The sequence below is a fragment of the Plastoroseomonas hellenica genome (assembly GCF_018129085.1).
Lineage (GTDB): Bacteria > Pseudomonadota > Alphaproteobacteria > Acetobacterales > Acetobacteraceae > Plastoroseomonas > Plastoroseomonas hellenica.
In genome coordinates this window covers 191,525-216,449 of sequence record NZ_JAAGBB010000006.1, presented here as the reverse complement: position 1 = coordinate 216,449, position 24,925 = coordinate 191,525, and the positions used below count along the sequence as shown (strand labels likewise).

23 protein-coding genes and 2 tRNA genes are annotated in these 24,925 nt (G+C 67.6%); all 25 read left to right on the top strand.

The features are described from left to right. The first annotated feature begins 2 nt into the window (after nt 1-2). The 25 genes from GXW71_RS07275 to GXW71_RS07155 all read left to right on the top strand — a co-directional run bounded on the left by GXW71_RS07275 (nt 3) and on the right by GXW71_RS07155 (nt 24,918). On the top strand, nt 3-776 hold the full coding sequence (locus GXW71_RS07275) for a TatD family hydrolase (protein WP_211851741.1): 774 nt from the start codon (nt 3-5) through the stop codon (nt 774-776). A gap of 12 nt (nt 777-788) precedes the next feature. Then, nucleotides 789-1,595, top strand: a complete 807-nt coding sequence (locus tag GXW71_RS07270) for an MBL fold metallo-hydrolase (RefSeq protein WP_211851767.1) — start codon at nt 789-791, stop codon at nt 1,593-1,595. A gap of 121 nt (nt 1,596-1,716) precedes the next feature. Further along, on the top strand, nt 1,717-2,361 hold the full coding sequence (gene clpP, locus GXW71_RS07265; RefSeq protein WP_211851740.1) for an ATP-dependent Clp endopeptidase proteolytic subunit ClpP: 645 nt from the start codon (nt 1,717-1,719) through the stop codon (nt 2,359-2,361). Between the two features lie 111 nt (nt 2,362-2,472). Continuing rightward, nucleotides 2,473-3,729, top strand: coding sequence for an ATP-dependent Clp protease ATP-binding subunit ClpX (gene clpX / locus GXW71_RS07260; RefSeq protein WP_211851739.1), 1,257 nt, complete (start codon nt 2,473-2,475; stop codon nt 3,727-3,729). A 159-nt stretch (nt 3,730-3,888) separates the two neighbouring features. Continuing rightward, nucleotides 3,889-6,306 carry an endopeptidase La gene (gene lon, locus GXW71_RS07255; RefSeq protein ID WP_211851738.1) on the top strand — a complete coding sequence of 806 codons (2,418 nt, stop codon included), beginning with the start codon at nt 3,889-3,891 and terminating at the stop codon, nt 6,304-6,306. A 178-nt stretch (nt 6,307-6,484) separates the two neighbouring features. Then, nucleotides 6,485-6,757 carry an HU family DNA-binding protein gene (locus GXW71_RS07250; RefSeq protein ID WP_211851769.1) on the top strand — a complete coding sequence of 91 codons (273 nt, stop codon included), beginning with the start codon at nt 6,485-6,487 and terminating at the stop codon, nt 6,755-6,757. A 103-nt stretch (nt 6,758-6,860) separates the two neighbouring features. Beyond that, nucleotides 6,861-6,932: transfer RNA gene (locus GXW71_RS07245), tRNA-Val, on the top strand. 79 nt (nt 6,933-7,011) lie between these two features. Beyond that, nucleotides 7,012-7,088, top strand: a tRNA-Asp gene (locus tag GXW71_RS07240). A 235-nt stretch (nt 7,089-7,323) separates the two neighbouring features. After that, nucleotides 7,324-7,692, top strand: coding sequence for an NADH-quinone oxidoreductase subunit A (locus tag GXW71_RS07235; RefSeq protein WP_211851737.1), 369 nt, complete (start codon nt 7,324-7,326; stop codon nt 7,690-7,692). 31 nt (nt 7,693-7,723) lie between these two features. Continuing rightward, complete coding sequence (locus GXW71_RS07230; protein WP_211851736.1) at nt 7,724-8,278, top strand: NuoB/complex I 20 kDa subunit family protein; 555 nt, start codon at nt 7,724-7,726, stop codon at nt 8,276-8,278. Next, nucleotides 8,271-8,945 carry an NADH-quinone oxidoreductase subunit C gene (locus GXW71_RS07225; RefSeq protein WP_367615878.1) on the top strand — a complete coding sequence of 225 codons (675 nt, stop codon included), beginning with the start codon at nt 8,271-8,273 and terminating at the stop codon, nt 8,943-8,945. Before GXW71_RS07230 ends, GXW71_RS07225 begins: the two co-directional genes overlap by 8 nt. Further along, nucleotides 8,942-10,207, top strand: coding sequence for an NADH-quinone oxidoreductase subunit D (locus GXW71_RS07220; RefSeq protein WP_211851735.1), 1,266 nt, complete (start codon nt 8,942-8,944; stop codon nt 10,205-10,207). Before GXW71_RS07225 ends, GXW71_RS07220 begins: the two co-directional genes overlap by 4 nt. Further along, on the top strand, nt 10,204-10,821 hold the full coding sequence (locus GXW71_RS07215) for a complex I 24 kDa subunit family protein (RefSeq protein ID WP_211851734.1): 618 nt from the start codon (nt 10,204-10,206) through the stop codon (nt 10,819-10,821). The genes GXW71_RS07220 and GXW71_RS07215 overlap by 4 nt, the downstream gene beginning before the upstream one ends. Nucleotides 10,822-10,825: 4 nt before the next feature. Continuing rightward, entirely contained in the window at nt 10,826-12,127 is a 1,302-nt protein-coding gene (gene nuoF / locus GXW71_RS07210; RefSeq protein WP_211851733.1) for an NADH-quinone oxidoreductase subunit NuoF, read from the top strand. 5 nt (nt 12,128-12,132) lie between these two features. Further along, nucleotides 12,133-14,187, top strand: coding sequence for an NADH-quinone oxidoreductase subunit NuoG (gene nuoG / locus GXW71_RS07205; protein ID WP_211851732.1), 2,055 nt, complete (start codon nt 12,133-12,135; stop codon nt 14,185-14,187). 5 nt (nt 14,188-14,192) lie between these two features. Beyond that, nucleotides 14,193-15,203, top strand: coding sequence for an NADH-quinone oxidoreductase subunit NuoH (nuoH, locus tag GXW71_RS07200; RefSeq protein ID WP_211851731.1), 1,011 nt, complete (start codon nt 14,193-14,195; stop codon nt 15,201-15,203). Between the two features lie 82 nt (nt 15,204-15,285). Continuing rightward, a complete protein-coding gene (gene nuoI / locus GXW71_RS07195) occupies nt 15,286-15,768 on the top strand; it encodes an NADH-quinone oxidoreductase subunit NuoI (RefSeq protein WP_211851730.1) in 483 nt (160 codons plus the stop codon). Between the two features lie 7 nt (nt 15,769-15,775). Next, a complete protein-coding gene (locus tag GXW71_RS07190; protein WP_211851729.1) occupies nt 15,776-16,471 on the top strand; it encodes an NADH-quinone oxidoreductase subunit J in 696 nt (231 codons plus the stop codon). Then, on the top strand, nt 16,455-16,781 hold the full coding sequence (gene nuoK / locus GXW71_RS07185) for an NADH-quinone oxidoreductase subunit NuoK (protein WP_456315904.1): 327 nt from the start codon (nt 16,455-16,457) through the stop codon (nt 16,779-16,781). Before GXW71_RS07190 ends, nuoK begins: the two co-directional genes overlap by 17 nt. A gap of 5 nt (nt 16,782-16,786) precedes the next feature. Continuing rightward, entirely contained in the window at nt 16,787-18,703 is a 1,917-nt protein-coding gene (gene nuoL, locus GXW71_RS07180) for an NADH-quinone oxidoreductase subunit L (protein ID WP_211851728.1), read from the top strand. Continuing rightward, nucleotides 18,700-20,211, top strand: coding sequence for an NADH-quinone oxidoreductase subunit M (locus tag GXW71_RS07175; RefSeq protein ID WP_211851727.1), 1,512 nt, complete (start codon nt 18,700-18,702; stop codon nt 20,209-20,211). Before nuoL ends, GXW71_RS07175 begins: the two co-directional genes overlap by 4 nt. Before the next feature lie 5 nt (nt 20,212-20,216). Then, entirely contained in the window at nt 20,217-21,638 is a 1,422-nt protein-coding gene (gene nuoN, locus GXW71_RS07170) for an NADH-quinone oxidoreductase subunit NuoN (RefSeq protein ID WP_211851726.1), read from the top strand. After that, the gene (locus GXW71_RS07165) at nt 21,635-22,402 is read left to right on the top strand and encodes a biotin--[acetyl-CoA-carboxylase] ligase (protein ID WP_367617263.1); all 768 of its coding nucleotides are present in this window, start codon (nt 21,635-21,637) and stop codon (nt 22,400-22,402) included. The genes nuoN and GXW71_RS07165 overlap by 4 nt, the downstream gene beginning before the upstream one ends. Before the next feature lie 15 nt (nt 22,403-22,417). Continuing rightward, the gene (locus tag GXW71_RS07160) at nt 22,418-23,215 is read left to right on the top strand and encodes a type III pantothenate kinase (RefSeq protein ID WP_211851725.1); all 798 of its coding nucleotides are present in this window, start codon (nt 22,418-22,420) and stop codon (nt 23,213-23,215) included. Between the two features lie 38 nt (nt 23,216-23,253). After that, on the top strand, nt 23,254-24,918 hold the full coding sequence (locus tag GXW71_RS07155; RefSeq protein ID WP_211851724.1) for a ribonuclease J: 1,665 nt from the start codon (nt 23,254-23,256) through the stop codon (nt 24,916-24,918). The last annotated feature ends 7 nt before the right edge of the window (nt 24,919-24,925 follow it).

Here is a 24,925-nt window from a genome sequence, read left to right as displayed (position 1 = left end):
CGATGCTCGTCGACAGCCATTGCCACCTCGACTACTTCACCGAGGCTGAGATCGAAGACGTGGTCGGCCGGGCCCGGGATGCAGGCGTCGGGCTGCTGGTGACCATCGGCACCCGCTTTCACCAGGCCGCGACGGTGAAGGCGCTGGCCGAGCGCTTCCCCGACGTCTGGGGCACCGTCGGCGTCCATCCGCACAATGCAGCCGACGGCGAGATGCCGACGGTCGAGCAGCTCGTGGCGCTCGCCGATCATCCGCGGGTTATCGGCATCGGCGAATCCGGCCTCGACTATTTCTACGACAAGGCGCCGCGCGACGTGCAGCAGGAGGGGTTCCGCCGGCACATCCGGGCCGCTCGGATCGCCGGGCTGCCGCTCGCGATCCATGCCCGGCAGGCCGATGACGACATCGCCGACATCCTGGAGCGGGAGCGGGCGGAGGGCGGGCCGTTCGACTTCCTGCTGCATTGCTTCTCCTCCGGCCGGCGGCTGGCTGAGCGGGCGGTGGCGATCGGGGGCTATGTCTCGCTCTCCGGCATCCTGACCTTTCCGAAAAGCCAGGAGATTCGCGACATCGTGGCCGATCTGCCGGCCGATCGGCTGCTGGTCGAAACCGACAGCCCCTACCTCGCGCCCGTGCCCTTCCGGGGCAAGCGCTGCGAGCCCGGCATGGTCGCCCATACCGCCCGCGTGCTGGCCGAGGTCCGGGGCCTTTCCATCGCCGAGACCGAGGCGCTGACCACCGCCAATTTCCGGCGCCTCTTTCCCAAGGCGGGCTGAGAGCCCATGCCGCTGCGCGTCACCCTGCTCGGCTGCGGCTCCTCGGCCGGGGTGCCGCAGATCGGTGGTGCGGACGGGCAGGGGGCCTGGGGCGCCTGCGACCCGACCGACCCGCGCAACCGCCGCACCCGCAGCGCCATCCTGGTCGAGGCGCCGGATGGCGAGCGCCTGCTGGTGGATGCCGGGCCCGACCTGCGCAACCAGTTGCTGGCCGCGGGCGTCGGCGGCGTCGATGCGCTGATCTTCACCCATGATCATGCCGACCACATCATGGGCGTGGACGAGCTCAGGATCGTCAACCGCAACATCGGCCGCGGCCTCGCGGCGCATGCCCTGCCGGCGACGCTGGATGCGTTGCAGAGGCGGTTCGATTACGCCTTCCTGCCCGCGACGCCGCCGGCCTTCTTCCGGCCCGCCCTGACGCCGGCGCCGGTCCGCCCCGGGCAGAGCGCGATCCTGGCCGGGATGCGGGTCGGCTTCCTGTCCCAGGACCACGCGGTGATGGAGACGCTCGGCCTGCGCATCGGCCGATTCGCCTATTCGACCGACCTGGTTCGCATGCCGGAGGCGACGCTGGCCGCCCTGCACGGGCTTGACACCTGGGTGGTCGCCTGCTTCCAGCGCGAGCCGCACCGGGTGCATGCGAATCTGGGGCAGGTGCTGGACTGGGTGGCCGAACTCCGGCCGCGGCGGACGGTGCTGACCCATATGGGCCCGGACATGGACTTCGCCTGGCTGGAACGGACCCTTCCCCCTGGAATCGAGCCCGGCCGGGATGGGATGGTGATCGAAGTGCCCGACGAAGAGGCTCTCGGTTAACGGGGTGTCGACGGGGGACTTTCCCCGCCCCGGCGCATGCACCACATTGCAGTGAGGCTCGGGGGGCCGGCGCAGCGCGTCCGGCGCGCGAAGCTCCTCTGCCGCAAGAAAGGATTTGACTATGCGGGACCGTGATCCGCTCGAAGTCTACAACAACACTCTCGTCCCCATGGTCGTCGAGCAGACGGCACGCGGCGAACGGGCCTTCGACATCTATTCGCGCCTTCTGAAGGAACGTATCATCTTCCTGACCGGGCCGGTCTTCGACCAGGTCTCGGCCCTGATCTGCGCGCAGTTGTTGTTCCTGGAGAGCGAGAACCCGAACAAGGACATCGCTTTCTATATCAATTCTCCGGGCGGCGTGGTGACTGCCGGCCTCGCGATGTATGACACCATGCAATACATCCGCGCCCCGGTCTCCACGGTCTGTATCGGCCAGGCTGCCTCCATGGGCTCCCTGCTGCTGACCGCCGGCGAGAAGGGCAAGCGCTATGGCCTGCCGAACAGCCGGATCATGGTCCATCAGCCTTCCGGCGGCGCCCAGGGCCAGGCGACGGACATCGAGATCCAGGCGCGCGAGATCCTGAAGGTGCGCGAGCGCCTGAACGAGATCTACCGGAAGCATACCGGCCAGACCCTGGAGGCGATCCAGGCCAAGCTGGAACGCGACAGCTACATGTCGTCCGAGGAGGCCCGCGATTGGGGCCTGATCGACCAAGTGGTGGAGCAGCGGCCGCTGCCGGCGGGCGATGGTGCCAAAGGGTGACACCGGGGGCGGCACGAAAGGCCGCGCCAGCCTTTATCTTCCCCCCCGGACGGCCGGGGGGCTACAGTCCGATGACGCCCCCGAGACTCTGAGAGGGGGCCGGGAGTGCCCATGACCAAATCCGGCGATTCGAAGAACACGCTCTACTGCTCGTTCTGCGGCAAGTCCCAGCACGAGGTCCGGAAGCTCATCGCCGGCCCGACCGTCTTCATCTGCGACGAATGCGTCGAACTCTGCATGGACATCATCCGTGAGGAGCACAAGACGCAGCTGGTGAAGACCCGGGACGGGGTCCCGACGCCGAAGGAGATCTGCAAGGTCCTCGATGATTACGTCATCGGACAGGACCATGCCAAGAAGGTCCTCTCGGTCGCGGTCCACAATCACTACAAACGCCTGGCGCATGGCGCCAAGGGCGGCGATGTGGAGATCGCGAAGTCCAACATCATGCTGATCGGGCCGACCGGCTCGGGCAAGACCCTGCTCGCGCAGACGCTGGCCCGAATCCTCGACGTGCCCTTCACCATGGCGGATGCGACCACGCTGACCGAGGCCGGCTATGTCGGCGAGGATGTGGAGAACATCATCCTCAAGCTGCTGCAATCCGCCGACTACAACGTGGAGCGGGCGCAGCGCGGCATCGTCTATATCGACGAGGTCGACAAGATCAGCCGCAAGTCCGACAACCCCTCGATCACCCGCGACGTGAGCGGCGAGGGCGTGCAGCAGGCGCTCCTGAAGATCATGGAGGGCACCGTCGCCTCGGTGCCGCCGCAGGGTGGGCGCAAGCACCCGCAGCAGGAATTCCTCCAGGTCGACACCTCGAACATCCTGTTCATCGTGGGTGGCGCCTTCTCGGGGCTCGAGAAGATCATCGGGGCGCGCGGCAAGGGCTCGGGCATCGGCTTCGGGGCCGAGGTCCGCGACCCGGACGAGCGCCGCACCGGCCAGATCCTGCGCGAGGTGGAGCCAGAGGATCTGCTGAAATTCGGCCTGATTCCGGAATTCATCGGCCGCCTGCCGGTGCTGGCGACGCTCGACGACCTCGACGAGAAGACCCTGGTCGAGATCCTCTCCAAGCCGAAGAACGCCCTGGTCAAGCAGTACCAGCGCCTGTTCGAGATGGAGGGGGCGAAGCTCACCTTCACCGAGGATGCGCTGCGCTCCGTCGCCACCCGCGCCATCCAGCGCAAGACCGGCGCGCGGGGCCTGCGTTCGATCATGGAGACCATCCTGCTCACCACCATGTTCGACCTTCCCGGCCTCGAGGATGTCGACGAGGTCGTGGTCAACAAGGAGGTGGCGGAAGGGCGCGGCAGTCCGCTCTTCATCTATGGTGAACGGGCGGCGGAGCAATCTAGCGCCTGATCAAGCCCAACCCGGCCCGGCCCAACGGCCGGGCCTTGCTGCGGGTCCCGCGCGGGGCCATCTGTCTCTTCTCCCGCGGCCCTGGCCCGCGCCGCTCCAAACCGGTGATACAACCCACCGGGGGCGGACCGGGTGCCGATCGTCCGATGTGAGGTCCCCATGGCGGATAAGCCTTCCGACACCCTGAAGGGTGAACTCCTTCCCGTCCTGCCGTTGCGGGACATCGTCGTCTTTCCCCACATGATCGTGCCGCTCTTCGTCGGCCGCGAAAAATCGGTCCGTGCGCTCGAAGCCGTGATGAAGGAGGACAAGCAGATCCTCCTGGTCGCGCAGAAGAACGCCGCCCAGGACGATCCCGGCCCCGACGATCTCTATGAAGTCGGCACCATCTCCACCGTGCTGCAGCTCCTGAAGCTGCCGGACGGCACCGTGAAGGTGCTGGTCGAAGGCGGCCGCCGCGCGCGCATCGCCGGCTACCGCGAGACCCAGACCCATTTCGAGGCCTTCGCCGAGGCGGTCGCCGACAGCCCCGTCGAGGGGCGGGAGGCCGAGGCGCTGGCCCGCAGCGTGGTCGGGCAGTTCGAGCAATATGTGAAGCTCAACAAGAAGATCGCGCCGGAGGTGCTGGTCTCGATCAACCAGATCGAAGACCCGAACAAGCTCGCCGACACGGTCGCGAGCCACCTCAGCCTCAAGATCAGCGAGAAGCAGGAACTCCTCGAGACGGTCGGCGTCGTCGGCCGGCTGGAGCGCGTCTTTGCCCATATGGAGGGCGAGATCGGCGTGCTGCAGGTCGAGAAGCGCATCCGGAACCGCGTGAAGCGGCAGATGGAGAAGACCCAGCGCGAGTACTACCTGAACGAGCAGCTCAAGGCGATCCAGAAGGAGCTGGGCGAGGGCGAGGACGGTAAGGACGAAACCGCCGAGCTCGAGGCCAAGATCAAGGCCACCAAGCTGTCCAAGGATGCGCGCGAGAAGGCACTGGCGGAGCTGAAGAAGCTGCGCAGCATGTCGCCGATGAGCGCCGAGGCGACGGTCGTCCGCAACTACCTCGACTGGATGCTCTCGATCCCCTGGAAGAAGCGCAGCAAGGTCAAGAACGACATCGTCGAGGCCGAGCGCGTGCTCGATGCCGACCACTACGGCCTCGAGAAGGTCAAGGAGCGGATCATCGAGTATCTGGCGGTGCAGAGCCGCAGCCCGAAGATCCGCGGGCCCATCCTCTGCCTGGTCGGCCCGCCCGGCGTCGGCAAGACCTCGCTCGGCAAGTCGATCGCCAAGGCGACGGGACGCAACTTCGTCCGCATGTCGTTGGGCGGCGTGCGCGACGAGGCGGAGGTGCGCGGCCACCGGCGCACCTATATCGGCTCCATGCCCGGCAAGGTTATCCAGGGCATGAAGAAGGCGAAGACGTCCAACCCGCTCTTCCTGCTCGACGAGATCGACAAGCTCGGCGCCGACTGGCGCGGCGACCCGTCGTCTGCGCTGCTGGAGGTGCTGGACCCCGAGCAGAACGCGACCTTCGCGGACCACTACCTGGAGGTGGATTACGACCTCTCGGACGTGATGTTCGTGACCACCGCGAACTCGCTCCGCATGCCGCAGCCGCTGCTGGACCGCATGGAGATCATCCGCATCCCCGGCTACACCGAGGATGAGAAGGTGCAGATCGCCAAGCGCCACCTGCTCAAGAAGCAGTCGGAGGCGAATGGGCTGAAGGAGGGCGAGTGGAGCCTCTCCGACGAGGCGCTGCTCGACCTGGTGCGCTACTACACGCGCGAAGCCGGCGTGCGCAGCCTGGAGCGTGAGATTGCGGGCCTGGCGCGCAAGGCCGTGAAGGAGATCGTCTCCAAAAAGGCGCGGAAGGTCGCGATCACCCGCAAGAACCTCGAGAAGTTCGCCGGCGTGCGGAAGTTCCGCTACGGCGAGGCGGAAGCCGAGGACATGGTGGGGGTGGTCACGGGCCTTGCCTGGACCGAGGTTGGTGGCGAGATCCTGACCATCGAATCCGTGCTGCTGCCGGGCAAGGGCAACGTGAAGACCACCGGCAAGCTCGGCGATGTGATGCAGGAAAGCGTCTCCGCGGCGCTGTCCTATGTCCGCAGCCGGAGTGCCACATTCGGCATCCGCCCGACGGTGTTCGAGAAGCGCGACATCCACGTGCACGTGCCGGAGGGCGCCACGCCCAAGGACGGGCCTTCGGCGGGTGTCGCGATGGCGACCAGCATCGTCTCGGTGCTGACCGGCATCCCCGTGCGCAAGGACATCGCCATGACCGGCGAGATCACGCTGCGCGGCCGCGTGCTGCCGATCGGCGGCCTCAAGGAGAAGCTGCTGGCGGCGCTCCGCGCCGGGATCACCACGGTCTTCATCCCGAAGGACAACGAGAAGGACCTGGCCGACATCCCGGACAACGTCACCAAGGCGTTGACGATCATCGCTGTCAGCCATGCCGATGAGGTCATCGGCAAGGCATTGGCGAAGAAACCTGAGGCCATTGCCTGGGAAGAGCCGGCCGAGGAGGCGCCCGCGGCCCGCGGTGCCGAGGACCCCGGCGGCGCCGTGCGCCCGCACTGACGCCACTTCCCGGCAGGCGTGTACAAGCCCGGCGCGGTTCCCGCGCCGGGCTTCGCTTATCCGCGACTGTGGCTCTCCCGCGATTGACGGCCGCGAATCGGCCCGCCTAGAGTCCCGGCCATCGTCAGGGAAGCGCGTGTCGGGACCCTGCCATCGGCGGGGCAGGGGAGCTTCGATCGTGAACAAGCAGGATCTCATCGCGGCCGTGGCCGAAGCAGGCGATCTGCCGAAGGCGAAAGCCGGCGAGCTGATCGACGTCGTCTTCGACGCCATCACCGCAGCGCTGAAGCAGAAGCAGGAGGTGCGCCTCGTCGGCTTCGGCAGCTTCGCCATCTCGAAGCGCAAGGGGGGCACCGGCCGCAATCCGCGCACCGGCGAGGAAATCGCGGTGCCGGAGACCACCACGGTGCGCTTCAAGGCCGGCAAGGGCCTCAAGGAAGCGGTGGGCTAGGGCCCTCGCTCGGGCAGGGCTGCGTGCCCGCCCAGGTCCGCGAAGCGCAGGCGGGGCATTGTCCGAAGGCGCAAACGGACGGACAACGAGGCTTCCCGCAGGGGGGCGCTTAGCTCAGCGGTAGAGCGCCTGTCTTACACACAGGATGTCGGCGGTTCGAACCCGTCAGCGCCCATTTCCTGTCGGCTCGATTTCCCGGCTGCCACGTGCTTGACACCGGAGGGCCCCGGCCGTATTCCGCCGCCACGCCGCAAGCGGGTGTAGCTCAGTTGGTTAGAGCGCCGGCCTGTCACGCCGGAGGTCGCGGGTTCGAGCCCCGTCACTCGCGCCACGCGACGCAGCGGATGCCGAACGGCGCCGGCCCCTCAGGGGCCGGCGCCGTTCGGCGTTTCAGGCCGCCGACATGACCATTTCGCCACGTGCAAAGCCTTGGATTCCATGCACGGCCCCTATGGCGAAGCGCGCGGGGCGAGGCTATGGTCCGCGCCATGCTGCGCTGCGGTCCCGCCGCCGCGCGGCAAGGCGTGGCCGGATGCTGGCTGCGCATCTAGAAGGCCGAACACAGCATGACGCAGCCGCTCCTTGCCGAGTACTTCCCGATCCTCGTCTTCCTCGGAATCGCTGCCGGCATCGCCATCGCCATGGTCGGCGGTTCCGTTCTGGCAGCGAAGCAGAAGCCGGATGCGGAGAAGCTCTCCACCTACGAATGCGGCTTCGAGCCCTTCGACGACACCCGCCGCCGCTTCGACGTGCGGTTCTACCTGGTGGCGATCCTCTTCATCATCTTCGACCTGGAGGTCGCCTTCCTCTTCCCCTGGGCGGTGGCGCTCGGGGATATCGGCTGGCTCGGCTTCGGCTCGATGATGGGCTTCCTCGGGGTGCTCACCGTCGGTTTCATCTACGAGTGGCGCAAAGGCGCCCTCGACTGGGAATGAGCGGCGCCCAATTGCCCGCAGGAGACACCCGATGAGCGGTTCCACCGACATCGCCTGGAACAAGGACCACCTGCCGCCGGGACCGGCGCAGGACGCGGTCGTGAAGGGCATCACCGGCGAGATCGAGGACAAGGGCTTCATCGTCGCCAATATCGACAAGGTGGTGAACTGGGCGCGCACCGGCAGCCTCTGGCCGATGACCTTCGGCCTCGCCTGCTGCGCCGTGCCGATGATCCATGCCTATATGGCGCGCTACGACCTCGACCGCTTCGGCGCGATCCCGCGCGGCTCGCCCCGGCAGTCGGACGTGATGATCGTGGCCGGCACGCTGACCAACAAGATGGCCCCCGCGCTGCGCAAGGTCTACGACCAGATGGCCGAGCCGCGCTGGGTCATCTCCATGGGTTCCTGCGCCAATGGCGGCGGCTATTACCACTACAGCTACAGCGTGGTGCGCGGCTGCGACCGGATCGTGCCGGTCGATGTCTATGTGCCGGGCTGCCCGCCGACCGCGGAGGCGCTGGTCTACGGCATTCTGCAGCTCCAGAAGAAGATCCGCCGTACCGGGAGCATCCTCCGTGGCTGACCCGACGACCGAAACCCCCGCGGCGGCGCCCAATCCGTTGCTGGTGCTCGGCGAGGAGATCGCGAAGGCCGCCGGCGCGGCCGTCTCCTCCGTCACCCTCGCGTGCGGCGGCGCGGAGCTGGTGCTGCGCGTGGCGCGCGCGCAATGGGCATCGCTGCACGCGATGCTGCGCGACGATCCGCGCTTCGCCTTCGAGCAGCTCATGGACATCTGCGGCGTCGACTGGCCGGAGCAGCCGGAGCGATTCGAGGTGGTGAGCAACCTGCTCAGCCTGTCGCTGAACCGGCGCGTCCGGGTCATCACCACGACCGATGGCGATCAGCCGGTGCCCTCGCTCTCCGGCCTTTGGCCGGTCGCCGTCTGGTACGAGCGCGAGTGCTGGGACATGTACGGCGTCGTCTTCGCCGGCCTCGCCGACATGCGCCGCATCCTGACGGATTACGGCTTCGAAGGGCATCCGCTGCGCAAGGACTTCCCGCTCACGGGCCATGTCGAGCTGCGCTACGACGAGAACCGCAAGCAGGTGGTCTACGAACCCGTCCAGCTCGCCCAGGACTTCCGCAACTTCGACTTCCTGAGCCCCTGGGAGGCGATGACCGCGCTTCCGGGCGACGAGAAAGTGCACCTGACGCGCGAGGATCGCGCCAAGATCGAGGGTCCGCGATGAGCGTCGCCTCTTCCGAACTGGCGAAGCGCGCCGCCGCCGGCGTCTCGCCCTTCACCGCCGCCGAGGAACCGACGCAGCTCAAGAGCGGCGAGGAGGCGACGCACACCATCAATTTCGGCCCCCAGCATCCGGCCGCCCATGGCGTGCTGCGCCTGATCCTGGAGCTGAAGGGGGAGTTGGTGGAGCGGGCCGATCCGCATATCGGCCTCCTGCATCGCGGCACCGAAAAGCTGATCGAATACAAAACCTATATCCAGGCGCTGCCCTACATGGACCGCCTGGACTACGTCTCGCCGATGTCGATGGAGCACAGCTTCGCGCTGGCGACGGAGCGCCTGCTCGGCATCGAGGGCGAGGTGCCGGAGCGCGCCAAATGGCTCCGCACTCTGTTCGCGGAACTGACGCGGATCCTGAACCACCTGCTGAACTGCACGACCTACGCGCTGGACGTCGGTGCCATCACGCCCTCGCTCTGGGGCTTCGAGCAGCGCGAGAAGCTGCTGGAGTTCTACGAGGCCGCGGGCGGCAGCCATTACCACGTCAATTACTTCCGCCCCGGCGGCGTCGCCAAGGACATCCCGCCCGAGGTGATCGACCGGATCGGCGCCTGGGCGCAGCAGTTCCCGGCCTTCCTCGACGATCTCGAAGGGCTGCTGAACGAGAACCGCATCTTCAAGCAGCGCACCGTCGATATCGGCGTGATGACCGCGGAGCAGGCGATCGCCTGGGGCTTCTCCGGCCCCTGCCTGCGCGCGTCCGGCTGCGCCTGGGACCTGCGCAAGGCGCAGCCCTACGACATGTACGACCGGGTCGAGTTCGACGTGCCGGTGGGTCGGCAGGGCGACTGCTACGACCGGTACCTGGTGCGCATGCTGGAGATGCGGCAGTCGCTGCGCATCATCGACCAGTGCCTGGCCGCGATGAAGCCGGGCCCGGTCAAGGTGCCGGACAGCAAGATCGTGCCGCCGAGCCGGGGCGACATGAAGCGCTCGATGGAGAGCCTGATCCATCACTTCAAGCTCTACACCGAAGGCTATCACGTGCCGGCGGGTGCGACCTACACGGCGACCGAGGCGCCGAAGGGCGAGTTCGGCCTGTACATGGTCTCCGACGGCACCAACCGGCCCTATCGCTGCAAGATCCGCGCGCCGGGCTATGCGCATCTCCAGGCGATGGAGGTGCTGTCCAAGGGCCATATGCTGGCTGATGCGGTGGCCGTCATCGGCTCGCTCGACATCGTCTTCGGGGAGATCGACCGGTGAGCCATCCGGAGCCCGACCACTTCGCCTTCGATGCGGACAGCAATGCGCAGATCGAGAAGATCGTCGCGCGCTATCCGGAAGGGAAGCAGGCGAGCGCGGTGATCCCGCTGCTCTACATCGCACAGAAGCAGATGGGCCGCGCGACGGGCAGCGCCTGGGTGCCGCGGGTTGCGATGGATGCGGTGGCCGAGCGGCTGTCGATGCCGCCGATCCGCGTCTATGAGGTCGCGACCTTCTACTTCATGTTCAATACCAAGCCGATCGGGCGCTTCCACCTGCAGGTCTGCGGCACCACGCCCTGCTGGCTGCGCGGCTCCGACGACGTGCTGCGCGCCTGCAAGGATGCCGGACACCTGAAAGGCTATGGCGATACCAGCCAGGATGGCCTGTTCACGCTGAGCGAGGTCGAATGCCTCGGTGCCTGCGTGAACGCGCCGATCCTGGCGGTCGACGATGATTTCTACGAAGACCTCGACTACGACCGTACCGTCGCGCTGATCGAGGCGCTGCGCCGCGGCGAACGTCCGCAGCCGGGCAGCACCATCGGGCGCCAGACCAGCGCGCCGGAGGGCGGGCCGCTTGTGCTCCACGACGTTCCGGCGGCAGGGGAATAGGACCATGGCGCTCGCCGACAAGGACCGCATCTTCACGAACCTCTACGGCGCGCAGCCGTGGAACCTGGAAGCGGCGCGCAGGCGCGGCAACTGGGACGGCACCGCGGCGATCATCGCCAAGGGGCGCGACTGGATCGTCGAGGAGATGAAGAATTCAGGGCTGCGCGGCCGCGGCGGCGCCGGCTTCCCGACCGGCATGAAGTGGTCCTTCATGCCGAAGCAGAGCGACGGCCGCCCCTCCTACCTCGTCGTCAATTGCGACGAGTCGGAGCCCGGCACCTGCAAGGACCGCGACATCGCGCGCCATGATCCGCACACGCTGATCGAAGGCTGCCTGCTCGCCTCCTTCGCCATGGGCGCGCATGCCGCCTACATCTACATCCGTGGCGAATTCTACAACGAGAGCGTCACCCTGCAGGCCGCGATCGACGAGGCCTACGACGCGGGACTGCTCGGCAAGAACGCGGCGGGCTCGGGCTGGGATTTCGACCTCTACCTGCACCGCGGCGCCGGCGCCTATATCTGCGGCGAGGAGACGGCGCTGATCGAGAGCCTCGAGGGCAAGAAGGGCATGCCGCGGCTGAAGCCGCCATTCCCGGCGGCCGTCGGCCTCTATGGCTGCCCGACCACGGTGAACAATGTCGAGACCATCGCCGTGGTGCCGACCATCCTCAGGCGCGGCGCCACCTGGTTCGCCTCCTTCGGGCGGCCGAAGAATTCCGGCACCAAGCTCTTCTGCATCCAGGGCCATGTGAACAAGCCCTGCAATGTCGAGGAGGAGATGAGCATCCCGATGCGGGAGCTCATCGAGCGTCACGCCGGCGGCGTGCGCGGTGGCTGGGACAACCTGCTCTGCGTGATCCCGGGCGGGTCCTCGACGCCGCTGCTGCCGAAGTCGATATGCGACGACGTGCTGATGGATTTCGACGCGCTGCGCGAGCACAAATCGGGTCTTGGCACCGCCGCCGTGATCGTGATGGACAAGTCCACTGACCTCATCAAGGCGATCGCGCGTCTCGCCGCCTTCTACAAGCATGAGAGCTGCGGCCAGTGCACGCCGTGCCGTGAGGGCATGGGCTGGCAGAAGCGCCTGATGGACCGGATGGTGGAGGGCAGGGCGGAGATCGAGGAGATCGACCTTCTCGAAAACGTCACGCGCCGCATCGAAGGCCATACCATCTGCGCGCTGGCCGATGGCGGCGTCTGGCCGGTGCAGGGGCTGATCCGTCACTTCCGCCCGTTGATGGAAGAACGGATCGCGCAGTACAAGGCGCGGCACACGACGATGCCGATGGCGGCGGAGTAGGGGCGATGGCCAAGGTCACAGTCGACGGCATCGAGGTCGAAGTCCCCAACGGCGCCACGGTGCTGCAGGCGTGCGAAGCGGCGGGGAAGGAAATTCCCCGCTTTTGCTATCACGAGCGCCTGTCGATCGCCGGCAATTGCCGCATGTGCTTGGTCGAGGTGGAGCGCGCGCCGAAGCCCGTCGCCTCCTGCGCCTATCCGGTCGCGGACGGCATGAAGGTCTTCACCGACACGCCCGTGGTGCGCAACGCGCGCCGCGGGGTGATGGAATTCCTGCTGATCAACCATCCGCTGGATTGCCCGATCTGCGACCAGGGCGGTGAATGCGACCTGCAGGACCAGGCCATGGGCTATGGCATGGACCATTCGCGCTATCGCGAAGAGAAGCGCGTGGTGAAGGACAAGTATGTCGGGCCACTGATCAAGACGATCATGACCCGCTGCATCCAGTGCACCCGCTGCGTGCGCTTCGCGGCCGAGGTCGCGGGCACGCCGGAGCTCGGCGGCACCAATCGCGGCGAGAACATGGAGATCGGTACCTATGTCGAGAAGGCTCTGACCAGCGAGCTCTCCGGCAATCTGATCGACATCTGCCCGGTGGGTGCGCTGACCAGCCGACCCTACGCTTTCGTCTCCCGCCCCTGGGAGCTGCGCAAGACCGACAGCATCGACGTCCAGGACGCGGTCGGCACCGCAATTCGCGTCGACAGCCGCGGCCCCGAGGTGATGCGCATCCTGCCGCGCGTGAACGAGGCCGTGAACGAGGAATGGATGGCCGATCGCGGCCGCTTCTCCTTCGACGGCCTCAAGCGCAAGCGTCTCGACCGCCCCTGGGTGCGGCGCGACGGCAAGCTGGCGCCGGCGACCTGGGCGGAAGCCTTCGCGGCCATCGCCAAGAAGCTGGAGGGACTCCCTGGGGACCGTATCGGCGCCATCGCCGGCGACCTGGTGGATGCCGAGAGCGTGCTGGCGCTGAAGGACCTCATGGCCGCCTATGGCAGCGCCAATCTCGACTGCCGGCAGGATGGCGCCGCGATCGACGCGTCGCGCGGCGACTGGTTCCGCTTCAATTCCGGCATCGCCGGCATCGACGAGGCGGATGCGCTTCTGATCATCGGCAGCGATGTGCGGCGCGAGGCCCCGGTGCTGAACGCACGCATCCGCAAGCGCTGGAGCCTTGGCAAACTCAAGGTCGGCGTGGTCGGACCGAAGACCGACTTCACCTATCCGGTAAAGGTCCTGGGCGAAGGGCCGGAGACGCTGACCGCGCTTCTCGCCGGCCAGGGCTTCGCCGAGGTGCTGAAGGACGCGCAGCGGCCGATGGTGATCCTCGGGCGCGGCGCCATTGCGCGGCCGGACGGCGCCGCGGTGCTGGCGACCGCCTGGCAGATCGCCGAGGCGGTCGGCGCGCTGAAGCCCGACTGGCACGGCTTCAACATGCTGCACCATTTCGGCGGCCAGGTCGGGGCGCTGGAGCTCGGCTTCGTGCCGGGGCAGGGCGGCAAGGCGCTCGGCGCCATGATGGGCGGCAATATCGACGCGCTCTGGCTGCTCGGCGCCGACGGCTTCGACCCGGCGCGGATCGGGGCCGAGACCTTCGTCATCTACCAGGGCCACCATGGCGACCGTGCCGCGGCGCGGGCCGACGTGATCCTGCCGGGTGCCGCCTATACCGAGAAAGACGCCACCTACGTGAACACCGAAGGCCGCGCGCAGCAGGCCTTCCTCGCGATCCATCCGCCCGGTGAGGCGCGGGAGGATTGGCGTATCCTCCGCGCCTACAGCGAGGGCGTCGGCAAGACGCTGCCCTATGACAGCCTGGCGCAGCTCCGCGCGCGCCTCGCTCAGGCGGCGCCCTGCTTCGCGACGCTGGATGCGATCCCGGCTTCCGGCTGCACGGACATGACGGCGCCGGCGAGCAATGTCGCCCTCGGCAGCGCGCCCTTCGTCGCGGCGCTGCCGAGCTATCACCTGGCGGACACCATCGCCCGCGCCTCCGAAGTGATGGCGGAATGCGCCAGCATCTATGGCGGCGCGGCACCCCGGCTGGCGGCGGAGTAAGCGGGATGGACGGCTTTCTCTCCTCTCCGATCGGGATCCTGGTCATCACCGTGGCCCAGGCGCTGGCGCTGCTGGTGCCGCTGCTCATCATGGTGGCCTATCTCACCTATGGCGAGCGCAAGGTCCTGGCGGCCATGCAGCTCCGCAAGGGGCCGAACGTGGTCGGGCCCTTCGGCCTGCTGCAGCCCTTCGCCGACGCGCTGAAGATGCTGATGAAGGAGACGGTGATCCCCTCCGGCGCCAGCCGCGCCCTCTTCGTGCTGGCGCCGATGCTCACCTTCGGTCTCGCGATGATCGCCTGGGCGGTGATCCCCGTGAATGACGGCTGGGCGATCGCCAACATCAATGTCGGCGTCCTCTACCTCTTCGCGATCAGCTCGCTCGGCGTCTATGGCGTGATCATCGCCGGCTGGGCGTCGAATTCGAAATACGCCTTCCTCGGCGCCATGCGCAGCGCAGCCCAGATGGTGAGCTACGAGGTCTCGATCGGCTTCGTCATCGTGACCGTGCTGCTCTGCGTGGGCTCGCTGAACCTGACCGAGGTGGTGCGGGCGCAGCAGAACGTCTGGTTCTTCATCCCGCTCTTCCCGATGTTCGTCATCTTCTTCATCTCGGCGCTGGCCGAGACGAACCGGGCGCCCTTCGACCTGCCGGAGGGTGAGAGCGAGCTGGTGGCGGGCTTCTTCGTCGAATACAGCAGCCTGTCCTTCGGGCTGTTCTTCCTCGGCGAATACGCGAACATGATCCTGATGTCGGCGCTGACCACCATCCTGTTCCTGGGTGGCTGGTACCCGCCGATGCATGTGGAGCCGCTGACCTGGATCCCCGGCCCGATCTGGTTCATCGCGAAGATCTGCCTCTGCCTCTTCGTCTTCATCTGGGTGCGCGCGACCTTCCCGCGCTACCGCTACGACCAGCTCATGCGCCTCGGCTGGAAGGTCTTCCTGCCCTTCAGCCTGTTCTGGCTGGTACTGACCGCGGCGGTGCTGAAGCTGACCGGCTGGCTGCCGGCATGAATCAGGCCCCCAAACGCGTCATTCGCGACCTCGGGCCGGCCGGCAAGCCGGCCCGCTGGCATGATACCAAGGGAGTTCCGTGATGCTCGACCGCGTCGCGCGCGCGATGCTGCTGCAGGAGCTGGTCTCCGGCATGGGCCTCACGCTGAAATACTTCTTCAAGCCCAAGGTGACGCTGAACTACCCCTACGAGCGCGGCAACCTCTCGCCCCGCTTCAAGGGCGAGCATGCGCTGCGCCGCTATCCGAACGGGGAGGAGCGCTGCATCGCCTGCAAGCTGTGCGAGGCGGTGTGCCCGGCCCAGGCCATCACCATCGAGGCCGAGCCGCGCGAGGACGGCAGCCGCCGCACCACGCGCTACGACATCGACATGACGAAGTGCATCTATTGCGGCCTCTGCGAGGAGGCCTGCCCGGTCGATGCCATCGTCGAAGGCCCGAACCTCGAATTCGCGGCCGAGACGCGCGAGGAGCTGATCTACCACAAGGAGAAGCTGCTCGATAACGGCGACCGCTGGGAGCCGATGCTGGCCGAGCGCCTCCGCCTCGATGCACCTTATCGGTGAGCCCGCGATGATCGCCTCCCTTGCCTTCTATGCCTTCGCCGCCGTCCTGATCGCCTCCGCGGTCATGGTGGTGAGCAGCCGCAACCCCGTGCACAGCGTGCTGTTCCTGATCCTCGCCTTCTTCAACGCCGCGGCGTTGATGCTGATCGCAGGGGCGGAGTTCCTGGCGATGATCCTGGTCATCGTCTATGTCGGCGCCGTCGCGGTGCTGTTCCTCTTCGTCGTGATGATGCTCGACATCGACTTCTCGCAGCTCCGCGAAGGCTTCCAGCGTTACGCGCCGATCGGCGCGGTGATCGGCGGCATCCTGTTCCTGGAGCTGATCTTCGTCCTCAGCACCTGGCGCTTCGCGCCGGATGCGGCCGATCTCAGGCTCAACCCGAACCCGGGTGGCGGCGTCTCCAACACGGCGGCGCTGGGGCGCATCCTCTATACGGACTACCTCTATCTCTTCCAGCTCGCCGGGCTGGTGCTGCTGGTCGCCATGATCGGCGCCATCGTGCTGACGCTCCGCGATCGCGTGGGTACGCGCCGGCAGAACATCGCGGCCCAGGTGGCGCGCAGCGGCAGCGTCGGGCTGGTCAAGGTGCCGACCGGCGCGGGTCTCCGCGAGCTCGGCATCCTGCGCCCGCCCGAGCCGGAGGCGCCCAAGGCGCTGCCGGAGCCGGCGGATCACGGGCACGGCCATGGGGGGCATCACTGAGATGGCGATCGGCCTCGGGCACTACCTCACGGTCGGTGCCATCCTCTTCGTGCTCGGCGTCTTCGGCATCTTCCTGAACCGGAAGAACGTGATCGTCATCCTGATGTCGGTCGAGCTGCTGCTGCTGGCCGTGAACATCAACCTGGTGGGCTTCAGCTCAGTGCTGAATGATCTGACAGGTCAGGTCTTCGCGATGTTCATCCTGACCGTCGCCGCCGCCGAGGCCGCGATCGGGCTGGCCATCGTCGTCGTCTACTTCCGCAACCGCGGCAGCATCGAGGTGGAGGACATCTCCACCTTGCGGGGTTAGAGCGCATGTTCGTCGGAGCCGTCTTCTTCCCCCTGCTGGGCTCGATCATCGCCGGCTTCTTCGGCCGCCTGATCGGCGACCGGGCCGCGCAATGGGTCACCGTGGGCTTCATGGCGCTGGCCGCGCTCTGCGGCGTGCTCGCCTTCGTGCAGGTGGCGCTCGGCCATGCGCCGACGGTGGTGGAGCTGCTGACCTTCGTCGATGTCGGCGGTTTCGAGGTGAGCTGGGCGCTGCGCTACGACACGCTGAGCGTCGTCATGGTCGCGATGGTCACCTTCATCTCGACCCTGATCCACCTCTACAGCGTCGGCTACATGTCGCATGACGCGACGATCCCGCGCTTCTTCAGCTACCTCTCGCTCTTTACCTTCATGATGCTGATGCTGGTGACGGCGGACAACCTGGTGCAGCTCTTCTTCGGCTGGGAAGGCGTCGGCCTCGCGAGCTACCTGCTGATCGGCTACTGGTACGAGAAGGAAAGCGCCAACCGCGCCGCGATGAAGGCCTTCATCGTGAACCGCGTCGGCGACCTCTTCTTCATGCTCGGCCTGGCGCTGACCTTCTGGACCTTCGGCACGGTCGAGTTCGCGGGCATCTTCTCGACCGTCGACCAGCACCTGACCGACACCTTCCTCGGCATGCGTTCGCTCGAGGTGATCGGTGTGCTGCTGTTCCTCGGCGCCTGCGGCAAGTCGGCGCAGCTCGGCCTGCACACCTGGCTGCCGGACGCGATGGAAGGCCCGACGCCGGTCTCCGCGCTGATCCATGCGGCGACCATGGTGACCGCCGGCGTCTTCCTGGTCGCGCGCATGTCGCCGATCTTCGAGCAGGCGCCGGTGGCGCTCGGCGTCGTCACCGTGGTCGGCGCCTCGACCGCGCTGTTTGCCGCGACGATCGGCTGCGTGCAGAACGACATCAAGCGCATCATCGCCTATTCGACCTGCTCGCAGCTCGGCTACATGTTCTTCGCGGCGGGCGTCGGCGCCTATCAGGGCGCGATCTTCCACCTCTTCACCCATGCCTTCTTCAAGGCGCTGCTGTTCCTGGGCGCCGGCTCCGTCATCCACGCGATGTCGGACGAGCAGGACATCCGGAAGATGGGCGGCATCTGGAAGAAGATCCCGATCACCTATGCGGTGATGTGGGTGGGCTCCCTGGCGCTGGCGGGCGTACCCCTCTTCGCGGGCTACTTCTCCAAGGACTTCGTGCTGGAGGCTGCCTTCGCCGCGCATAGCGCCACCGGCATGTATGCCTTCGCCTGCGGCATCATCGCTGCCTTCCTGACCGCCTTCTATTCCTGGCGGCTGATCATCCTGACCTTCCATGGCGCGCCGCGTGCCGACCACCACACCATGGAGCATGTGCACGAGAGCCCCTGGGTGATGCTGGTGCCGCTGCTGCTGCTGGCGGTGGGCGCTGTTGTCACCGGCTACATCTTCGCGCCGATGTTCATCGGCCATCACTGGGAAGAGTTCTGGAACGGCGCCATCGTCAACGGCGCGGGCAACGAGATCATGCATCACGTGCATGAGGTGCCGGCATGGGTGCCGCTGGCGCCGACCGTCGTCGGCCTGGTCGGCATCGCGCTGGCCTATGCGATCTACATGGGCGCGCCCGCGCTGCCGGCGAAGCTCGCGACGCAGTTCCGCGGCGTCTACCTGTTCCTCCTGAACAAATGGTACTTCGACGAGCTCTATGACCGCATCTTCGTGCGGCCGGCGCGCAAGCTCGCCTACATCCTCTGGAAGGTAGGCGATGCGCGGATCATCGACGGCATGCCGAACGGCGCGGCGTCGCTGGTGGTGGACGGCGCGCGCGGCGCGGTGCGGCTGCAGACCGGGCGCGTCGCCAACTACGCCTTCGCGATGATCATCGGACTTGTCGCCTTCGTCTCGATCTTCCTCTTCGGAGCCGTCCGATGAACGCCGCCGGCTTCCCGCTGCTCTCGCTCATCACCTTCCTGCCGCTCGCCGGCGTGCTGGTGATCCTCTCCGTGCGTGGGGAGGAGGCGGTGGTGGCGTCCAATGCGCGCTGGACCGCGCTCTGGACCAGCCTGATCACCTTCGCGCTGTCGCTGATCCTCTGGTTCCGCTTCGACCGGGACACCGCCGACTTCCAGTTCGTCGAGCACCTGTCCTGGCTGCCGGAATTCGGCGTGAACTACGCCATGGGCGTGGACGGCATCTCGGTGCTGTTCGTGCTGCTTTCCACCTTGCTCACGCCGCTCTGCATCCTCGCCTCCTGGGAGGCGATCGGGACGCGCGTGCGGGAATACATGATCGCCTTCCTCATCCTCGAGACGATGATGGTCGGCATGTTCTGCGCCCTCGACTTCGTCCTCTTCTACGTGTTCTTCGAGGGCGTGCTGATCCCGATGTTCCTGATCATCGGGGTCTGGGGTGGGGCGCGGCGGGTCTACGCCGCCTTCAAGTTCTTCCTCTATACGCTGCTCGGCTCCGTACTGATGCTGCTAGCGATCCTGCTGCTCTGGTACCGTGCCGGCACCACCGACATCCTGGCGTTGATGGGCACGCCGATCCCGCCGGCGATCCAGACCTGGGTGTTCCTCGCCTTCTTCGCCTCCTTCGCGGTGAAGGTGCCGATGTGGCCGGTGCATACCTGGCTGCCGGACGCGCACGTCGAAGCCCCGACCGCGGGCTCCGTCATCCTGGCCGGCGTGCTGCTGAAGATGGGGGCCTACGGCTTCCTGCGCTTCTCGCTGCCGCTGCTGCCGGATGCCTCCGCCGCCTTCGCGCCCTTCATCTTCGCGCTCTCGGTGGTGGCGGTCGTCTACACCTCCCTCGTCGCCCTGGCGCAGGAGGACATGAAGAAGCTGATCGCCTATTCCTCGGTCGCCCATATGGGCATCGTCACGATCGGCATCTTCACCTTCAACGCACAGGGCCTCTCCGGCGCGCTCTTCACCATGCTCGCGCATGGCGTGGTCTCCGGCGCGCTCTTCCTCTGCGTGGGCGTGCTCTACGACCGGGTGCACAGCCGTGAGATCGCGCGCTACGGCGGCGTCGCCAAGATCATGCCGGGTTATGCCGTGGTGTTCATGCTGTTCAGCATGGCCTCTGTCGGGCTGCCCGGCCTTGCGAACTTCCCGGGCGAGCTGCTGGTCATCGTCGGCGCCTGGCGGGCGAACCCCTGGGTCGCCCTCGGCGGCGCTCTCGGCATGATCCTGGGAGCCGCCTACATGCTCTACCTCTACCGGCGCGTCATCTTCGGGCGCATCGGACGCGACGACCTGAAGGTGCTGCTCGACCTGTCGCCACGCGAATACGCGATCTTCGCGCCGCTGGTCCTGCTGACTGTCTGGATGGGCATCCACCCGCAGAGCTTCCTCTCTTTCTTCGAGGCCTCGGTCGCGCAGCTCGTGGCGCGGCACGAAGCCGCCCTCGGCGCCGCGCGCCTGGCCGGGATGTGAGCCCCATGAACTGGACCCTCGCGCTGCCCGAACTGGTGCTCGCCATCGCCGGCCTCTGCTTGCTGGTCGCCGGCGTGGTGCCGAAGCGCCCGATGCACTTCGCCATCACCTTGGGCGCGCTCGGCAGCTTCCTGCTCGCGGCCGTGCTGGTGATGGGGCAGGGGGAGGGCGTGACCTTCGGCGGGCTCTATGTCGCCGATGCCTTCGCACGCTTTGCCAAGCTGCTGGTGCTGGCCGGCGCCGGGCTCGGGCTGATCCTGGCGCTCGACTTCAACGAGAAGTCGGGCATCGCGCGCTTCGAGTTCCCGGTGCTGCTGGTCTTCGCGACCGTCGGCATGATGGTCATGGTCTCGGCCAACGACCTGATGGCCCTCTATGTCGGGCTGGAGCTGATGTCACTCAGCCTCTACGTCGTCGCCGCCTTCGACCGCGACAATGAGCGGTCGTCCGAGGCGGGCCTCAAATACTTCGTGCTCGGCGCGTTGGCCTCCGGCCTGCTGCTCTATGGCGCCTCGCTGGTCTACGGCTTCGCCGGCACCACGAATTTTGACCGCATTGCCGATGCGCTCTCCTCGCCGGCCGGCGGTTCCCTGGGCCTCGTCGTCGGCGTCGTCTTCGTGGTGGCTGGGCTCGCCTTCAAGGTCTCGGCGGTGCCCTTCCACATGTGGACGCCCGACGTCTACGAAGGCGCGCCGACACCGGTGACCGCCTTCTTCGCCGCCGCCCCCAAGGTCGCCGCCATCGCGCTGCTGACCCGCGTGCTCGCCGGCCCCTTCGGCGACCTCGCGGCGCAGTGGCAGCAGGTGATCCTGCTGATCTCGGCACTCTCGATGATCCTCGGCGCCTTCGCCGCGATCGGGCAGAGCAATGTGAAGCGGCTGATGGCCTATTCCTCGATCGCCAATGTCGGCTACGCGTTGATGGGCCTCGCGGTCGCGACCGATGCCGGGCTGCGCGGGCTGCTGCTCTACATGGCGGTCTATATCGCGATGACGCTCGGCAGCTTCTCGGTGCTGGTCGCCATGCGCCGCGACGGACGCGCGGTGGAGCGCATCGATGATCTGGCAGGCCTCGGCCGCACCGATCCGGTGATGGCCTTCTGGATGGCGGTCTTCATGTTTTCGATGGCCGGCATCCCGCCGCTCGCGGGCTTCTTCTCGAAGCTCTACGTCTTCCTGCCGGCGGTGCAGGCGGGCTACTGGGCGCTGGCGGTGATCGGCGTGCTGACCAGCGTGGTCGGCGCCTACTATTATCTGCGCATCGTGAAGGTGATGTACTTCGATGCGCCGGCCGGCGCCTTCGACCCACGCCCCGCCGGGCTCTCGGTGGTGCTGACGGTGACCGGGCTCTTCACCATGCTGTTCATCCTGTTCCCGGCGCCGCTGATCGCGGCGGCGCAGGCCGCCATCACCTCGATCCTGGGGTGAGCGCGCAGAATGGCCGGCAGGGTGGTGGCCCCGAGCTCCTGAACCTGCCGGCCGGCTTCAGGCTCGAGATCCACGAAAGCCTGCCGAGCACCTCCGACCTGCTGCTGCAGCGCGCCCGGGCCGGGGAGCCCGAGGGCCTCGCCATCATGGCGCGCCGGCAGACGGCCGGCCGCGGCACCTCCGCACGCCGCTGGGAGAGCCCGGCGGGCAACCTCTATCTCAGCCTGCTGCTGCGCCCCGATGGCCCGATCCGGGAGGCGCCGCAATGGGCGCTCCTGGCCGCCGTGGCGTTGGCCGAGACCTTGGCGCCGCTGCTCCCCGACCCTCAGGCGCTGCGGCTGAAATGGCCGAACGACGCGCTGCTGCAGGGTGCCAAGCTCGCGGGCATCCTGGCCGAGGCCGCGGCCGATGTGGAGGGCGGGGTCGCCTGGCTGGTGCTCGGGATCGGTGTGAACCTCGCCCATGCGCCGCTGCTGCCGGACCGGCCGACCGCGGCGCTTCCGCCGCCCGCCCCGGTGCCGGAGCATGTCGCGGCGTCGCTCCTGCAGGCGATTGCCCGCTGGCGGGCGATCCATGCGCGGGATGGCCTGGCCCCGGTCCGCGCCGCCTGGACCGCGCTCGGCCCGGCGCCGGGCACGCCGCTGACGGTGCGCCAGGGGCAGGGGCTGCTGACGGGACGCTTCGCTGGGCTCGGGGAGGATGGCAGTCTGCTGCTGGCGACCGATGGCGGCCTCCGGACCATCGTCGCGGGCGAGATCGCCTGAAGGGAAACTGGCGCCATGCTGCTGGCGGTGGATGCGGGTAATACCAACGTCGTCTTCGCGGTGCATGACGGCATCGAGTGGCGCGGCCGCTGGCGCATCGCGACGCGCGCGGACCGGACTTCGGACGAATACGCCGTCTGGTTGCTGACGCTCTTCCAGCACACCGGGCTGAAAGCGACCGACATCACCCGATGCGCCATCGGCACCGTGGTGCCGGCCGCGCTCTACAACCTCCGCCGCCTGTCGCGCGAATGGTTCGACTGCGAGCCGCTGATCGCCCGCGCGCCCCTCGACTGGGGATTCCAGATCAAGGTGGATCAGCCGGAGGAGGTCGGCGCCGACCGCCTGCTCAATTCGCTCGCCGCCCATACCAAGTATCGCGGGCCGCTGGTGGTCATAGATTTCGGAACAGCAACGACATTCGATGTGGTGGACGGCGACGGCGCCTATCTCGGCGGCGTCATCGCCCCTGGCATCAACCTCTCGATCGAGGCGCTGCACCGCGCCGCCGCCAGGCTGCCGCGCATCGGCATCGGCCGACCGCAGGCGGTGATCGGGCGATCCACGGTCCCGGCCATGCAATCCGGCATCTACTGGGGCTATATCGGCATGATCGAGGGGATCGTTGCCCGCATCCGGGCCGAATACGATGCCCCGATGAAGGTGGTGGCGACCGGCGGGCTGGCGCCGCTCTTCGCTGAAGGCACGAATGTGATCGAGCTCAGCGACCCCGATATCACGCTGGAGGGGCTTCGCCTGTTGGCGGAACGCAACCGTGCCCCCATCCTGTCACGTGGCGTGAATCGCGACTGACAGGGGCGCACGCGCCCGAAACCGCGTAAGACAGGTGCATGCCTCCCTACGACATCGGCTCCGGCCAGAACGATCTGGCCTTCATTCCCCTCGGCGGTACCGGCGAGATCGGCCTCAACCTCAACGTCTATCGCTGCGACGGTGCCTTGCTCGCGATCGACTGCGGCATCGGCTTCGGCGGCCCGGCGCTGCCGGAGGTCGACGTCATGGTGCCCGACGCCGGCTGGCTCGCCGACCACCGACGGGACCTCGCGGGGCTCGTCATCACCCACGCGCATGAGGACCATATCGGCGCGGTCGCGCATCTCTGGCGCCAGCTCCGCTGCCCGGTCTATGCTAGCCCCTTCGCCGCCGCCGTGCTGCGCCGGAAGCTGGCCGAGGCGGGGTTGCTGGCCGAGGTGCCGCTCCACATCGTGCCGCTCGGCGGCCGCCTGACGCTTGGGCCCTTCGATCTGGAATTCCTGCCGGTCACCCATTCGGTGCCGGAGGCGCAGGCGGTGGCGATCCGCACCCATTACGGCCTGGTGCTGCATACCGGCGACTGGAAGCTGGACCCCGACCCGTTGATCGGCAAGCCCACGGACGAGGAGGCCTTCCGCCGCCTCGGCGACGAGGGCGTGCTGGCCATGGTCTGCGATTCGACCAATGCGATGGTTGAGGGCCATTCGGGCAGCGAAGGCGAGGTGCGGCGCAACCTGACGGCCATCATCCGCGGCCTGAAGGGGCGCATCGCGGTGACCTGCTTCGCGACCAACATCGCCCGCGTCGCCTCCATCGCCAAGGCGGCCGGGGCAGCGGGTCGGCAGGTCGCGCTGTTCGGCCGCTCGCTCCGCAATGCCGAGGCCGCGGCGCGCGAGGTCGGCTACCTCACCGACATCCCGCCCTTCCTGCCGGAGGAAGAGGCAGGCTACCTGCCCGACGATTCGCTGCTGATCATCTGCACCGGTTCCCAGGGGGAGGAGCGCAGCGCGATCGCCAAGATCGCCGCCGACACCCATCCGCAGATGGCGCTCGGGGAAGGGGATACGGTGATCTTCTCCTCCCGCCGCATCCCGGGGAACGAGAAGGCGATCCAGATCGTGCAGGATGGCCTGGTGCGGCGCGGCTGCCGGGTGATGACGGACGAGGATCACATGGTCCATGTCTCCGGCCATCCGGCCCGCGACGAGCTGAAGCGGCTCTATGGGCTGGTGCGGCCGCGCTACGCGGTGCCGGTGCATGGCGAGTGGCGGCATCTGTCGGAGCATGCGGCGCTGGCCCGCGCCTGCGGCGCCCATCCCGTGATCGTCGAGGACGGCGACGTGCTGCGCCTCGCACCCGGCAACCGGCCCGATGTGGTGGGCGGCGTCCCGGTCGGGCGGCTCGCGATCGACGGCGACCGGCTGCTGCCGTTGGATGGCGGCGTGCTCGGGGCACGACGGAAGATGCTGTTCAATGGCGTGGTGGTGGCGTCGCTTGCCGTCGATGCCGCGGGACGCGTGCTGGGCGAACCCAAGGTCTCGGCGCCGGGCCTCTTCGAGCAGGGCGACGCGGAACCCGGGCAACTCGCCGATGAGCTCGCCCGCAGCGTCGCCGAGCTGCCCGCCGCGCTGAAGCGCGAGGACGATACGCTGCGCGAGGCCGTACGTGGCGCGCTGCGCAAGGCGGTCGGCCGGCGGCTGCGCAAGCGCCCGGCGGTCGAGGTGCATCTGCTGCGCGTCTGATCGGGTC

Coding starts and splice junctions, on each gene's coding strand:
- GXW71_RS07275 (WP_211851741.1), top strand. CDS start 3: ATGCTCGTCGACAGCCATTGCCACCTCGACTACTTCACCGAGGCTGAG.
- clpP (WP_211851740.1), top strand. CDS start 1,717: ATGCGGGACCGTGATCCGCTCGAAGTCTACAACAACACTCTCGTCCCC.
- clpX (WP_211851739.1), top strand. CDS start 2,473: ATGACCAAATCCGGCGATTCGAAGAACACGCTCTACTGCTCGTTCTGC.
- lon (WP_211851738.1), top strand. CDS start 3,889: ATGGCGGATAAGCCTTCCGACACCCTGAAGGGTGAACTCCTTCCCGTC.
- GXW71_RS07235 (WP_211851737.1), top strand. CDS start 7,324: ATGACGCAGCCGCTCCTTGCCGAGTACTTCCCGATCCTCGTCTTCCTC.
- GXW71_RS07230 (WP_211851736.1), top strand. CDS start 7,724: ATGAGCGGTTCCACCGACATCGCCTGGAACAAGGACCACCTGCCGCCG.
- GXW71_RS07220 (WP_211851735.1), top strand. CDS start 8,942: ATGAGCGTCGCCTCTTCCGAACTGGCGAAGCGCGCCGCCGCCGGCGTC.
- nuoF (WP_211851733.1), top strand. CDS start 10,826: ATGGCGCTCGCCGACAAGGACCGCATCTTCACGAACCTCTACGGCGCG.
- nuoG (WP_211851732.1), top strand. CDS start 12,133: ATGGCCAAGGTCACAGTCGACGGCATCGAGGTCGAAGTCCCCAACGGC.
- nuoH (WP_211851731.1), top strand. CDS start 14,193: ATGGACGGCTTTCTCTCCTCTCCGATCGGGATCCTGGTCATCACCGTG.
- nuoI (WP_211851730.1), top strand. CDS start 15,286: ATGCTCGACCGCGTCGCGCGCGCGATGCTGCTGCAGGAGCTGGTCTCC.
- GXW71_RS07190 (WP_211851729.1), top strand. CDS start 15,776: ATGATCGCCTCCCTTGCCTTCTATGCCTTCGCCGCCGTCCTGATCGCC.
- nuoK (WP_456315904.1), top strand. CDS start 16,455: ATGGGGGGCATCACTGAGATGGCGATCGGCCTCGGGCACTACCTCACG.
- nuoL (WP_211851728.1), top strand. CDS start 16,787: ATGTTCGTCGGAGCCGTCTTCTTCCCCCTGCTGGGCTCGATCATCGCC.
- GXW71_RS07175 (WP_211851727.1), top strand. CDS start 18,700: ATGAACGCCGCCGGCTTCCCGCTGCTCTCGCTCATCACCTTCCTGCCG.
- nuoN (WP_211851726.1), top strand. CDS start 20,217: ATGAACTGGACCCTCGCGCTGCCCGAACTGGTGCTCGCCATCGCCGGC.
- GXW71_RS07160 (WP_211851725.1), top strand. CDS start 22,418: ATGCTGCTGGCGGTGGATGCGGGTAATACCAACGTCGTCTTCGCGGTG.
- GXW71_RS07155 (WP_211851724.1), top strand. CDS start 23,254: ATGCCTCCCTACGACATCGGCTCCGGCCAGAACGATCTGGCCTTCATT.